We start from the raw sequence: 13,478 nt of genomic DNA, 5'->3' as shown, positions 1-13,478 counted from the left end.
ATGTTTCTTCTGGTCAGCGCTGCGGCGTAGGCACAGATTAAGCGACTAATCATGGCCGGCAGTGTCGGCAAGCTCGGAGAACAACAGCCATGGCTGGGGATGACCGCGAGCCCATCGGGCGCAAAGGAAAACAACCAAAAAGCACCGCGTCGCGCAAGCCGCCGCGCCGTCGCCGAGACGACGATTATGACGATTACGAAGAAGACGAGTATGACGATGATGAGTATGAAGAGGAGGAGGAACGCATGCCGCGTAAGGTAAAAGCGACTCCGCCGCGTAAAAAACGCCGTTGGCTCGGCCTGTTTATCAAACTGATCCTGGTGATCGCCGTCTTGTTGGCAATCTATGGCGTCTACCTGGACTCGCAGATCCGCAGCCGCATCGACGGTAAAGTCTGGCAGCTGCCGGCGGCGGTGTACGGCCGCATGGTCAACCTGGAACCGGGTATGCCGTACAGCAAGAAGGAGATGGTCAACCTGCTGGAAGGCATGCAGTATCGCCAGGTCAGCCGCATGACGCGCCCGGGCGAGTTTACCGTGCAGGCCAACAGCATCGAAATGCTGCGCCGCCCGTTCGACTTCCCGGATGGTAAAGAAGGGCAGATCCGCGCCCGCCTCGATTTCCAGAACAACCGTTTGGCGAAGATCGAAAACCTGGACAGCGGCCGCAGCTTCGGCTTCTTCCGCCTCGATCCGCGTCTTATCACCATGCTGCAGTCGCCGAACGGTGAACAGCGCCTGTTCGTGCCGCGTTCCGGTTTCCCGGATCTGTTGGTAGACACGCTGATCGCCACGGAAGACCGCCATTTCTATGAGCATGACGGCATCAGCCCGTACTCCATCGGCCGCGCGGTGCTGGCCAACCTGACCGCCGGTCGTGCGGTGCAGGGCGGCAGTACCCTGACGCAGCAGCTGGTGAAGAACCTGTTCCTGACCAACGAACGTTCGCTGTGGCGTAAGGCCAACGAAGCCTATATGGCGCTGTTGGTGGATTACCGTTACAGCAAAGACCGCATCCTGGAGCTGTATCTGAACGAGGTGTACCTCGGCCAGAGCGGTAGCGACCAGATCCGCGGCTTCCCGCTGGCCAGCCTGTATTACTTCGGCCGTCCGGTGGACGAGCTGAGCCTCGATCAGCAGGCGTTGCTGGTCGGCATGGTCAAGGGCGCGTCGCTGTATAACCCGTGGCGCAACCCGAAACTGGCGCTGGAGCGCCGCAACCTGGTGCTCAAACTGCTGCAGAACCAGGGCGTGATCGACGGCGAGCTGTATGACATGCTGAGCGCGCGTCCGCTGGGCGTGCAGCCGAAAGGCGGCGTCATTACGCCACAGCCGGCGTTTATGCAGATGGTGCGTCAGGAACTGCAAACCAAGCTGGGCGATAAGGTCAATGACCTGTCCGGCGTGAAGATCTTCACCACGCTGGATCCGGTGTCGCAAGACGCGGCGGAAAAAGCGGTCGAAGACGGCATCCCGGCGCTGCGCGCTGCGCGCCACCTGCAGGATCTGGAAGCGGCAATGGTGATCGTCGATCGCTTCAGCGGTGAAGTGCGCGCCATGGTCGGCGGCGCCAACCCGCAGTTCGCCGGCTTCAACCGCGCCATGCAGGCGCGCCGTCTGGTCGGCTCGCTGGCCAAGCCGCCGACGTACCTGACCGCGCTGTCCGAACCGGATAAATACCGCCTCAACACCTGGCTGGCGGATGCGCCGCTGTCGCTGAAACAGCCGAACGGCGCCGTCTGGCAGCCGAACAACTATGACCGTAAATTCCGCGGTCAGGTGATGCTGGTGGATGCGTTGGCCAACTCGCTGAACGTGCCGACGGTGAACCTCGGCCTGTCGGTCGGGCTGGATCAGATCAGCGCCACGCTGCAACGCCTGGGGATCCCGAAAGCGGAGATCAATCCGGTGCCTTCGATGCTGCTGGGGGCGATCGGCCTGACGCCGATGGAAGTCGCGCAGGAGTACCAGACCATCGCCAGCGGCGGTAACCGTGCGCCGCTGTCGGCGGTGCGTTCGGTGATCGCCGAAGACGGCACGGTGCTGTACCAGAGCTTCCCGCAGGCGGAGCGCATGGTGCCGGCGCAGGCCGCTTACCTGACGCTGTACGCGATGCAGCAGGGCGTGGCGCGCGGGACCTCCCGCTCGCTGTCGGTGAAGTTCCCGAACTACAACCTGGCGGCGAAAACCGGTACCACCAACGATCTGCGCGACAGCTGGTTCGCCGGCATCGACGGCAAGGAAGTGGCGATCGCCTGGGTGGGGCGCGACAACAACGGCCCGGCCAAGCTGACCGGCGCCAACGGCGCGTTGACCCTGTATCGCCGCTATCTGGAAAACCAGACGCCGCTGCCGCTGATGCTGCAGCCGCCGGAAGGCATAAACCAGATGAGCATCGACTCTGCCGGCAACTTTATCTGCGGCGGCGGCAGCTGGCGCACCATCCCGGTCTGGACCGACAATCCGCAGGGATTGTGCCAGGCCAGCCAGGCGGCGGTGCAGCAACAGCAGCAACCGGCGGCGGGTGAGCAAAAAGATGGCGATGGCGTCGCCGGCTGGATCAAGGATATGTTCGGTCAGTAATCGCTACCGGGGCGTCGGCCCCGGTGAAAATTTTTCTTTGTTATTAGGCCCGTAACCTTGGTTGCGGGCTTTTTTGTTTTTCCGCTCGTTTTATTTCCCTGTTAACTACATGGCTAAGCGCCTAATCCTTAACCTATTTGCCCTATGAATTCGGCTTGCAGTTTAATTTGGCTTCTGCATAAAATGCGACGCTTATAATAATTATTATCGTTTACATTCGTCATTTAATAATTCATCAGAGAAATAAATCATGCCGACCAAGCGTCTTTCATCATCCGCGGCCAAGCAGGGCCGTCTCCCCGTCAGCGCGTTAGCGATCACCGTCGCTGCGGCGTTAGGCACGCTGGCGATGCCGGCTTTTTCCGCCGACGCCAAGCCGGCCGCCAAGGAAGACACGATTACCGTTGTGGGCGGCAGCAATTCCGCCCAGCAGGAAAGCGCCTGGGGGCCGGTCGGCACCTATGTCGCCAAACGTAGCGCCACCGGCACCAAAACCGATACGCCGATCGAAAAGAACCCGCAGTCCGTTTCCGTGGTGACGCGTGAAGAGATGGACATGCGCCAGCCGGATACGGTGAAAAGTGCTCTGGCCTATGCGCCGGGCGTATTCGCCAGCCGCGGCAGCTCCACGACCTATGACGCGATGGCAATCCGCGGCTTCCCGGCTACCAACACCACCCAGTATCTGGATGGCCTGCGGTTGCTGGGCGACAACTACAGCGAAGCGTCCATCGATCCTTATTTCCTCGAACGCGCCGAGCTGCTGCGCGGCCCGGTCTCGGTGCTGTACGGTAAAAGCAACCCGGGCGGTTTGGTCTCGATGGTCAGCAAGCGGCCAACCACCGAGCCGCTGCGCGAAATCCAGTTCAAAATGGGTACCGATAACCTGTTCCAGACCGGTTTCGATTTCAGCGACGCGCTGGACGATCAGGGCATCTATTCCTATCGCCTGACCGGCCTGGCGAAAGACAGCGATACGCAGCAGAACATGAGCAAAGAGAAGCGCTATGCGATCGCGCCGTCCTTTAGCTGGCGCCCGGATGACAAAACCAACTTCACGCTGCTGGCCAACATTCAAAACGATCCCTATACCGGTTATTACGGCTGGTTGCCGAAGCAGGGCACGCTGATCCCATTGCCGGACGGCAGCAAACTGCCGACCGATTTCAACGAAGGCGAAGCCAGCAACTATATGGCGCGCAAGCAGCGGATGATCGGGTACAGTTTCGAACACGCCTTCAACGATACCTGGGCGGTGCGCCAGAACCTGCGTTATATGCAGGTGGACACCGATATGAAGAGCATCTATGGATTCGGCTTGTCATCACCGACGACGATCAATCGCGCTTACGTTCAGTCGAAAGAGCACCTGAACAATTTTGCGGTTGATACTCAGGCACAGGCGAAGGTGAAAACCGGCGATATCGACCATACGTTGTTGTTTGGCGTAGATTATTCGCGTATGCGCAACGATATCAATTCCGACTATGGTTCCACAGACGGCCTGAGCATGACCCGGCCGCAGTATGGCAATGATGTGGTCAATATCAACTTCCCATACAAGTACTTGAACCGTCAGGAGCAAACCGGTTTGTATGTGCAGGAGCAAGGGGAGTGGAACCAGTGGCTGTTGACGCTGGGCGGGCGCTATGACTGGGCGAAAACGTCGGCCAATAACCGCGTTCTCGGGTACACCAACGAACGCTCCGATGGGCAGTTTACCTGGCGCGGCGGATTGAATTACCTGTTCGACAACGGCGTGACGCCGTATTTCAGCTACAGCGAGTCGTTTGAACCGACCCTCGATACGTCAATCAATGGCCAGACCTTTAAGCCCTCGATCGGCAAGCAGTATGAAGCCGGTGTGAAATACGTGCCGAAGGATCGCCCAATCGTGCTGACTGGTGCGTTGTATCAACTGACCAAGAACAACAACCTGACGCCGGATCCGGATAACGCGCAGTTCAGCGTGCAGAGCGGCGAGATCCGTTCGCGCGGTGTGGAGCTGGAAGCCAAGGCGGCGTTGAATGCCAACGTCAACCTGATCGCCTCCTATACTTATACCGATGCGAAGTACACCAAGGACAACACCTATCAGGGCAAACCGACCGTCGAAGTGCCGAAACACATGGCGTCGCTGTGGGCGGATTATACTTTCCACGAAACGGCAGTGAGCGGTTTGACGCTGGGTTCCGGTGTGCGTTACGTCGGCTCCAGCTCGAGCTTCAACAGCGATAACACCACCTTCAAGGTGCCGGACTACACGCTGGTGGACGCGACCATTAAATACGATTTGGCGCGCTTTGGCCTGCCGGGCTCGTCCGTGGGCGTCAACATCAACAACCTGTTCGACAAGACTTACGTGTCGAGCTGCTACCGCGACTACGCCTGCTACTGGGGCGCAGAACGCCAGGTGGTCGCCACCGCAACCTTCCGTTTCTAACCGGATAGCCGGGGCGGCGCCGCGTCGCCCCGGACAAAGCAGGATCTATGCAGGACAAACTTCTTAATCCCGGCGCGGCCTTTGCGCTGGATAACGCCAGCTTCGCCGTCCCCGGCCGGGTGCTGCTGCAACCGCTGTCGCTCAGTTTTCCCCAGGGCAAAGTCTGCGGCCTGATCGGCCATAACGGTTCCGGTAAATCCACCCTGTTGAAACTGCTCGGGCGGCACCATGCGCCCAGCGGCGGCCAGGTCTTGCTCAATCGGCAGCCGTTGGCGCAGTGGGACAGCAAATCCTTCGCCCGCCAGGTGGCCTACCTGCCGCAGCAGTTGCCGGCGGCGGAAGGCATGACGGTGCGCGAGCTGGTGGCCGTCGGCCGTTATCCGTGGCATGGCGCGCTGGGGCGTTTTGGCGCCAACGATCGTCAACAGGTGGAAGAGGCCATCGCGCTGGTGGGCTTGAAGCCGTTCGCCAACCGGCTGGTGGACAGCCTGTCCGGCGGCGAGCGCCAACGCGCCTGGTTAGCGATGATGGTGGCGCAGGACAGCCGCTGCCTGCTGCTTGACGAACCGACGTCGGCGCTGGATATCGCGCACCAGGTCGAGGTGCTGGCGCTGATCCAGCGCTTGAGCCGCGAACGCGATCTCACGGTGATCGCCGTACTGCACGACATCAACATGGCGGCGCGCTACTGCGACCATTTGGTGGCACTGCGCGGCGGTGAAATGATCGCACAGGGCGGCCCGCTGGAGCTGATGCAGGGGCCGGTGCTGGAGCAAATTTACGGTATTCCTATGGGCACGTTGCCGCATCCGAGCGGCGGCGCGCCGGTGAGTTTTGTCTACTGATGTCCTCTGCATTCACTTCTTCTCACGATCCGCTGCGCCGCCGTTTGTTGATGGCGCTCGCGCTGTCGCCGCTGTTGGGTTCGTTGCCCGGGCGGGCGGCGGAGGCGCCGCCGGATATCGCGCGCGTTGCGGCGCTGGAATGGCTGCCGATCGAGCTGCTGTTGGCATTGGGCGTGACGCCGCTGGCGGTGGCCGATGTGCATAACTACAACCTGTGGGTGGCGGAGCCGAAGCTGCCGGCGACGGTGGTCGACGTCGGCCAGCGCACCGAACCGAATCTCGAACTGCTGCAGCAGCTCCAGCCTTCGCTGGTGTTGCTGTCGCAGGGCTATGGCCCGACGCCGCGAAAAATCCAACCCATCGCGCCAACCATGAGCTTCGGCTTCAACGACGGCAGCGGCAAACCGCTGACCGTCGCCCGCCAGTCGCTGCTGGCGCTGGGCCAGCGGTTGGGCATAGAAAGCCGGGCGGTAAACCACCTGGCGCAGTTCGACCGCTTTATGCAGGACGCGCGTCAGCGCCTGCAAAGCTACACCCGCCAACCGTTGCTGCTGTTTTCCCTGATAGACACGCGCCATGCGTTGATCATCGGCCAGAAAAGCCTGTTCCAGGAAGCGATGGACCAACTGGGCATCCGCAATGCCTGGCAGGAGCCAACCGACTTTTGGGGCACGGCGGTGGTGGGGATTGAACGGTTGGCCACGGTGCGTAACGCCCGAGTCATCTATCTCGATCACGGCAATCAGGCGATGATGGACAAGGTCAGCGCGACGCCGCTGTGGCAGTCATTGCCCTTCGTGCGGCAAAACCAGCTGCGGCAGGTGCCGGCGGTGTGGTTCTATGGCGCCACGCTGTCGACGATGCGGTTTTGCCGCCTGTTGGCACAGGCTCAGGAGAGTGCGGCATGAATGCTGGCATCCGGAAATTACCGCTGACGCTGATCCTGCTGTTGCTGGCGGCGGCAGGTGGCCTGACGATATACAACCTGACGCAGCAGCTGCCGCCGGCGCAATGGGCGCGGGCGCTCAGCACGCCGGACATCGACGACGTGCGGCAAATGCTGTTCCATTACAGCCTGCTGCCTCGGTTGACGGTGTCGCTGTTGGCCGGCGCCGGCCTGGGGTTGGTCGGCGTGCTGTTCCAGCAGGTGTTGCGCAATCCGTTGGCGGAACCGTCGACGCTCGGCGTGGCCGCCGGTGCGCAGCTCGGCCTGACCATCGCCACGCTGTGGGTGCTGCCGGGGGGCGAATTTACCCGCCAGCTGGCCGCTATGGTGGGTGCGATTGTGGTGGGCGGGCTGGTGTTCGGCGTCGCCTGGGGCAAGCGGATGTCGCCGGTGACGCTGATTCTGGCCGGGCTGGTGTTGGGACTGTACTGCGGCGCGGTCAACAGCTTGTTGGCGCTGTTTCATTACGATCAGCTGCAGGGCATGTTCCTGTGGGGCACCGGCGCGCTGAACCAACAGGATTGGAGCGCCGTACAGTTCCTCCTGCCGCGTTTGCTGGTGGCAGGCCTGCTGGCGGCGCTGTTGCTGCGCCCGCTGACGCTGCTGGGGCTGGACGACGGCGTGGCGCGCAACCTGGGGTTGGGGCTATCGATGGCGCGCTTCTGCGCCTTGGGGCTGGCCATTATCTTCAGCGCCATGTTGGTGAGTGCGGTGGGCATTATCGGCTTTATCGGCCTGTTTGCGCCGCTGATGGCGAAGATGCTGGGCGCGCGCCGCCTGGCGCACCGCATGATGTTGGCGCCGTTGCTGGGGGCGCTGCTGCTGTGGCTGACCGATCAGGTGATGCTCGGGGTGACGCAGGTGTGGCGTGAGATCCCGACCGGCGCGGCCACTGCGCTGTTCGGCGCACCGCTGCTGCTGTGGCTGTTGCCGCGTTTGCGCAGCGCCACCACGCCGCCGCCGATGAACCTTGGCGACAAGGTGCCTGCCGAGCGCGGGAATCTGCCCGGCTGGATCCTGCTGGGTGGCCTCGTATTGCTGATCGGTCTGACGCTGGCGCTGATGCTGGGCAAAAATGCCGGCGGTTGGCACTGGAGCCTGGGTGCGGAGCTGGATTCCCTGCTGCCGTGGCGCTGGCCGCGGGTGCTGTCGGCGCTGGCGGCGGGCATGATGCTGGCGGTCGCCGGCACGTTGATCCAGAAATTGACCGGCAACCCGATGGCCAGCCCGGAAGTGTTGGGGATCAGCTCCGGCGCCGCTTTTGGCGTCGTGATGATGCTGTTTATGGTGCCGGGCGACGCCTTCGTTTGGCTGCTGCCCGCCGGCAGTTTGGGAGCGGCCGCTACGCTGCTGATCATCATGATCGCCGCAGGCCGCGGCGGTTTCTCGACGGAACGCATGCTGCTCGCCGGTATCGCGCTCAGCACCGCCTTTACTACCGTCATCTTCCTGCTGTTGGCCAGCGGCGATCCGCGTATGGGGGGCTTGCTGACCTGGCTCTCCGGTTCGACCTATTCGGTGGAGCCGGCGCAGGCGCTGCGTACCGCGCTGGTGGCCGCCGGCCTGATGGTATTGGCGCCGCTGTGCCGCCGTTGGTTGACCATCCTGCCGCTCGGCGGCGCCACCGCCCGCTCGGTGGGCATTGCGCTGACGCCGGCGCGGTTGACCATTTTGTTGCTGGCTGCCACCCTGACCGCCATGGCGACCCTGACCGTCGGGCCGCTGAGCTTTGTCGGGCTGATGGCGCCGCATATGGCGCGTATGCTGGGCTTCCGCCGCGCGCTGCCGCAGATGGTGATCGCCGCGCTGCTGGGCGGCTTGCTGATGGTGTTTGCCGACTGGTGCGGGCGTATGCTGCTGTTCCCGTATCAGATCCCCGCCGGGTTATTGGCGACCTTTATCGGTGCGCCGTACTTCGTTTATCTGTTGCGTAAGCAGACGTCGTAAGCCTCGCTCCCACCTTGCTTTCTCTGCCCTCAATGGCCCTGCGTTGCTGGGCCTTTTTTCAACGCTTTGCAAGGCGTTGCGTGCCGCTACGCAAGAAAGACATTTAACGTGAAAAGGAACGTGGGAAGAGAGGGGGAGGTGAATATACTGCGGGCGGGTGCTCTGGATCTTTGTCTCTGGAGCCTGCGTGAAAGATACAAAGAGAAAAGCCCCGAGTCGATATCCATCAACCCGAGGCCTACTCTAACGCACGACAACGTTAAGTTAGCCTCTTACCCGCCGCGAGGCAAGGAGAAGAAGGCATGATGCCGAACAAACGGAGCCTGTTAAAATTGGTGGTTATTTGTGCCACGGTAATATCACTGGCATGGATAACCCGCAGCACGCTGTGTGAGCTGCGTATCCGATCGGGCACTACGGAGGTTGCGGCCATTTTGGCTTACGAATCCGAACGGTAAGGCAACCCGGCGGCGGGGGCTTTGCCTCCGCCGCCGGCAGTCGATGCGTTGATCCAGGAGCACCCATCCGTTCAAAAAAAACGGCGAGCCTTGGCTCGCCGTTTTCATGTTGATGTCGGGGCTTATTTCAGGCCGGCGGCATCGCGCAGCAGTGCGGCTTTGTCGGTCGCTTCCCACGGGAAGTGCTCGCGGCCGAAGTGGCCGTAGGCGGCAGTTTCGCGGTAGATCGGCTGCAGCAGATCCATCATCTGGATCAGGCCGTATGGGCGCAGATCGAAGAATTCGCGCACCAGCAGCGTCAGCTGTTCGGTTGGCACTTTCTCGGTACCGAAGGTTTCCACCATGATGGAGGTCGGTTCCGCTACGCCGATAGCGTAAGACACCTGAATCTCGCAGCGATCGGCCAGGCCGGCGGCAACGATGTTTTTCGCCACGTAGCGCGCCGCGTAAGCCGCGGAACGGTCAACCTTGGACGGATCCTTACCGGAGAAGGCGCCACCGCCGTGGCGAGCCATGCCGCCGTAGGTGTCGACGATGATCTTACGGCCGGTCAGGCCGCAGTCGCCCATCGGGCCACCGATAACGAAACGGCCGGTCGGGTTGATGTGGTATTTGGTGCCCGCCGTCAGCCATTCCGCCGGCAGCACCGGCTTGATGATCTCTTCCATCACCGCTTCTTGCAGATCTTTCAGCGAGATGTCTTCTGAGTGCTGGGTGGACAGCACCACGGCGTCGATGCCGACGATTTTGCCGTCGTCGTACTGGAAGGTCACCTGGCTCTTCGCATCCGGGCGCAGCCACGGCAGGGTGCCGTTTTTACGCACTTCGGACTGGCGCTGCACCAGACGGTGCGCGTAGGTGACCGGTGCAGGCATCAGCACGTCGGTTTCGTTGGTGGCGTAGCCAAACATCAAGCCCTGATCGCCGGCGCCCTGCTCGAGAGGATCGGTACGGTCAACGCCCTGATTGATGTCTGGGGATTGCTTGCCGATGGCGCTCAATACTGCACAGGAGTTGGCGTCAAAGCCCATGTCCGAATGAACGTAGCCGATCTCGCGCACGGTCTTGCGGGTGATCTCTTCGATATCGACCCAGGCGCTGGTGGTGATTTCACCGCCGACCAGCACCATGCCGGTTTTCACGTAGGTTTCGCAGGCGACGCGCGCTTTCGGATCTTGTTCCAGGATGGCGTCGAGGACGGCATCGGAGATCTGGTCGGCGATTTTATCTGGATGTCCTTCGGAGACGGATTCGGACGTGAAGAGGTGTTTAGCCATTGTGTTCTTTACCTTGCATAAGACGGGTTAGAAATTACTGCACAGCGCTGGAGATCCGGCATCGAAGCGAAGGGTCTTCCGCTGATGGCGCGAGATGCATCCTGCAACGCCCCTCAGGCAAAGCCGTTAAGCAGTTTATCAGTTAACCAGTATAGATGGATTAACATCTGGACGTCTATTTTAGGTCAGGGTTTAGCCAGATTGCCAGTAATTTTTTGCGCTTTCGCTCTTTTGCGCAAACGGGTTGGCGCCATTTTCATCGCTTGAAACAGTTTTCGGCAAATTTTCATTTTGCTTTTTCACCTGCTTACCGGTATAAACTGCGCGCGCGGTTCATTTGCTGCACAGTACGGCGGTCTGGCGTGGGGGAAGGTGCGATAAACTTCCGCTTTGCATTCGCCAGCGTTGCGCTATTATCCGTCGCGGGCGTTCGCCGCTTCATCGAACGGTCACGTTCTTACACTATATTTAGAGGCTGGGTCGTTCACTCCGAACGGCGCGCGTGGAGGTGGTTGGATTAATGATCCGTTGTCTACCGGTTGTTGGTTCTCAACAGCAGTGCCGTTCTGGCGCACATTCTTCTGCTATTTCCCGTCTTGTCTCTCTGTCACTTACCAGGTGCGATAAACACTTGGCCGCTACTCAGGATTCTCGGGCCGGCTAACGGTCGTCTGAAGAACTGAACAAGGGTAGCCTGCAGCCTTCCTGTGGGATGTTTCTTGGCCCGATTCACGAGGTTTGAACAGGGTGTCTTACAATTATATGAGTGATAAACCGATCGCTGACCGCGAACGGCAGTTCTCTTCGCTGCCGCCGGCGCGGCTTGTTGGGTTGTTCTCGCGGGTTGTAGCTGCGATAGTGGCTGACGGTTTCGTCAGTAGGGAATGTGAGGCGAACCATGTCTGATGATCTGTTGATTCACCGCCCGCCGGTTGCGGGCGAGTCTTTATCTTTGCGCTCCATGCAGGAGGTTGCCATGAATGATCGTAATGCCAGCAAGATGCTGCGTACTTATAACGTCGCCTACTGGGGCAACAATTACTATGACGTCAACGAGCTGGGCCATATCAGCGTGTGCCCGGATCCGGATGTCCCGCAGGCGCGCGTCGATCTGGCAGAACTGGTGAAAACGCGCCAGCAAGACGGCCAACGTCTGCCGGCGCTGTTCTGCTTCCCGCAGATCCTTCAGCATCGCCTGCGCTCTATCAACGCCGCGTTCAAACGCGCGCGTGAATCCTTCGGCTACCAGGGCGGTTATTTCCTGGTGTATCCGATCAAGGTGAACCAACACCGCCGCGTGATTGAATCGCTGGTGAACTCCGGCGAACCGCTGGGGCTGGAAGCCGGCTCCAAGGCCGAACTGATGGCGGTGCTGGCGCATGCCGGCATGACCCGCTCGGTGATCGTCTGTAATGGTTATAAAGATCGTGAATATATTCGTCTGGCGCTGATCGGGGAAAAGCTGGGGCACAAGGTGTACCTGGTGATCGAGAAGATGTCCGAGATCAACCTGGTGCTGGAAGAGGCCGAGCGGCTGAACGTCATACCGCGCCTGGGCGTGCGTGCGCGTCTGGCATCGCAAGGCTCCGGCAAATGGCAGTCGAGCGGCGGCGAAAAATCCAAGTTTGGTCTGGCGGCGGTGCAGGTGCTGAAGCTGGTGGAGACCCTGCGTGAAGCGGGCCGCCTCGACAGCCTGCAGCTGCTGCACTTCCATTTGGGTTCGCAGCTGGCCAATATTCGCGACATCGCCACCGGCGTGCGCGAATCGGCGCGCTTCTACGTTGAGCTGCACAAGTTGGGCGTCAACATTCAGTGCTTTGACGTGGGCGGCGGCTTGGGCGTCGACTACGAAGGCACCCGTTCGCAGTCCGATTGCTCGGTCAACTACGGCCTGAACGAATATGCCAACAACGTGATTTGGGGCATCGGCGACGCCTGTAACGAACACGGCCTGCCGCACCCGACGGTGATCACCGAGTCCGGTCGCGCCGTGACCGCGCACCACACGGTGCTGGTCTCCAACGTGATTGGCGTCGAGCGCAACGAGTTCAGCGAACCGCAGCCGCCGGAAGCCGACGCGCCGCGCGCGCTGGAAAGCATGTGGGAAACCTGGCTGGAAATGAACGAGCCGGAGAACCGCCGCTCGCTGCGCGAATGGCTGCACGACAGCCAGATGGATCTGCACGACGTGCATACCCAATACGCGCACGGCATGCTGGACTTGACCAAGCGCGCCTGGGCCGAGCAGCTGTATCTGAACATCTGCAACAAGATCCAGCAGCAGCTCGATCCGAGCAACCGCGCGCACCGTCCTATCATCGACGAACTGCAAGAGCGCATGGCGGACAAGTTCTACGTCAACTTCTCGCTGTTCCAGTCGATGCCGGATGCCTGGGGCATCGACCAGCTGTTCCCGGTGCTGCCGCTGGAAGGGCTGGATAAGCCGCCGGAAGGCCGTGCGGTGCTGCTCGACATCACCTGCGACTCCGACGGCACCATCGATCATTACGTCGACGGCGACGGCGTGGCGACCACCATGCCGATGCCGCCATACGATCCGGAGAACCCGCCGGCGTTGGGCTTCTTCATGGTCGGCGCGTACCAGGAGATCCTTGGCAACATGCACAACCTGTTCGGCGACACCGCCTCGGTTGACGTGTACGTGTTCCCGGACGGCAGCGTCGAGACCGAGCTGTCCGACGAGGGCGATACCGTGGCGGACATGCTGGAGTATGTGCAGCTGGATCCGAGCGCGCTGCTGTCCAAGTTCCGCGATCAGGTCAAAGAAACCGATCTGGACAGCGAGCTGCAGGCGCAGTTCCTGGAAGAGTTTGAGGCCGGTCTGTACGGTTATACGTATCTGGAAGACGAGTGATGAAATGAAGAAAGGCCGGGCGTCGTTAAGGCGCCTGGCCTTTTCTTTTCTGTTGCACGACTATGTTACGGATGGCGTGTAGGTTGCAGACAGCTATGCTGCCGT

General features: G+C 60.9%; 8 protein-coding genes. 7 read left to right on the top strand and 1 reads right to left on the bottom strand.

Translation table 11 applies throughout. The annotated features are described in order from the left end of the window. Positions 1-89: 89 nt before the first annotated feature. The 6 genes from mrcB (at position 90) to BVU99_RS00155 (ending at position 9,221) form a co-directional block, all read left to right on the top strand. On the top strand, positions 90-2,582 hold the full coding sequence (mrcB, locus tag BVU99_RS00180; RefSeq protein ID WP_025304218.1) for a bifunctional glycosyl transferase/transpeptidase: 2,493 nt from the start codon (positions 90-92) through the stop codon (positions 2,580-2,582). Between the two features lie 250 nt (positions 2,583-2,832). Beyond that, positions 2,833-5,025, top strand: a complete 2,193-nt coding sequence (gene fhuA / locus BVU99_RS00175; protein WP_099817513.1) for a ferrichrome porin FhuA — start codon at positions 2,833-2,835, stop codon at positions 5,023-5,025. A 47-nt stretch (positions 5,026-5,072) separates the two neighbouring features. Continuing rightward, positions 5,073-5,870 (top strand): Fe3+-hydroxamate ABC transporter ATP-binding protein FhuC, encoded by a 798-nt coding sequence (fhuC, locus tag BVU99_RS00170; protein ID WP_099817512.1) that lies wholly within the window; start codon positions 5,073-5,075, stop codon positions 5,868-5,870. Next, positions 5,870-6,778, top strand: coding sequence for a Fe(3+)-hydroxamate ABC transporter substrate-binding protein FhuD (gene fhuD / locus BVU99_RS00165; protein WP_049296224.1), 909 nt, complete (start codon positions 5,870-5,872; stop codon positions 6,776-6,778). The genes fhuC and fhuD overlap by 1 nt, the downstream gene beginning before the upstream one ends. Continuing rightward, the gene (gene fhuB, locus BVU99_RS00160; RefSeq protein ID WP_099817740.1) at positions 6,775-8,763 is read left to right on the top strand and encodes a Fe(3+)-hydroxamate ABC transporter permease FhuB; all 1,989 of its coding nucleotides are present in this window, start codon (positions 6,775-6,777) and stop codon (positions 8,761-8,763) included. The genes fhuD and fhuB overlap by 4 nt, the downstream gene beginning before the upstream one ends. 305 nt (positions 8,764-9,068) lie before the next feature. Beyond that, a complete protein-coding gene (locus tag BVU99_RS00155; protein WP_004937610.1) occupies positions 9,069-9,221 on the top strand; it encodes a Hok/Gef family protein in 153 nt (50 codons plus the stop codon). A 122-nt stretch (positions 9,222-9,343) separates the two neighbouring features. Here the strand turns inward: BVU99_RS00155 and metK are convergent, their stop codons facing one another. Then, positions 9,344-10,498 carry a methionine adenosyltransferase gene (metK, locus tag BVU99_RS00150; protein ID WP_016926681.1) on the bottom strand — a complete coding sequence of 385 codons (1,155 nt, stop codon included), beginning with the start codon at positions 10,496-10,498 and terminating at the stop codon, positions 9,344-9,346. 898 nt (positions 10,499-11,396) lie between these two features. Between metK and speA the strand changes: the two genes are divergently transcribed. Then, positions 11,397-13,373 carry a biosynthetic arginine decarboxylase gene (gene speA / locus BVU99_RS00145; RefSeq protein ID WP_004937600.1) on the top strand — a complete coding sequence of 659 codons (1,977 nt, stop codon included), beginning with the start codon at positions 11,397-11,399 and terminating at the stop codon, positions 13,371-13,373. The last annotated feature ends 105 nt before the right edge of the window (positions 13,374-13,478 follow it).

This window comes from Serratia sp. OLAL2, from assembly GCF_002752475.1.
Taxonomy (GTDB): Bacteria; Pseudomonadota; Gammaproteobacteria; order Enterobacterales; family Enterobacteriaceae; genus Serratia; species Serratia bockelmannii.
This window is presented reverse-complemented; position numbering and strand designations above follow the sequence as displayed.

Excerpts from the sequence above, each read along its gene's own strand:
- mrcB (WP_025304218.1), top strand. The coding sequence starts at position 90 with ATGGCTGGGGATGACCGCGAGCCCATCGGGCGCAAAGGAAAACAACCA.
- metK (WP_016926681.1), bottom strand. The coding sequence starts at position 10,498 with ATGGCTAAACACCTCTTCACGTCCGAATCCGTCTCCGAAGGACATCCA.
- BVU99_RS00155 (WP_004937610.1), top strand. The coding sequence starts at position 9,069 with ATGCCGAACAAACGGAGCCTGTTAAAATTGGTGGTTATTTGTGCCACG.
- fhuA (WP_099817513.1), top strand. The coding sequence starts at position 2,833 with ATGCCGACCAAGCGTCTTTCATCATCCGCGGCCAAGCAGGGCCGTCTC.
- fhuD (WP_049296224.1), top strand. The coding sequence starts at position 5,870 with ATGTCCTCTGCATTCACTTCTTCTCACGATCCGCTGCGCCGCCGTTTG.
- fhuB (WP_099817740.1), top strand. The coding sequence starts at position 6,775 with ATGAATGCTGGCATCCGGAAATTACCGCTGACGCTGATCCTGCTGTTG.
- fhuC (WP_099817512.1), top strand. The coding sequence starts at position 5,073 with ATGCAGGACAAACTTCTTAATCCCGGCGCGGCCTTTGCGCTGGATAAC.
- speA (WP_004937600.1), top strand. The coding sequence starts at position 11,397 with ATGTCTGATGATCTGTTGATTCACCGCCCGCCGGTTGCGGGCGAGTCT.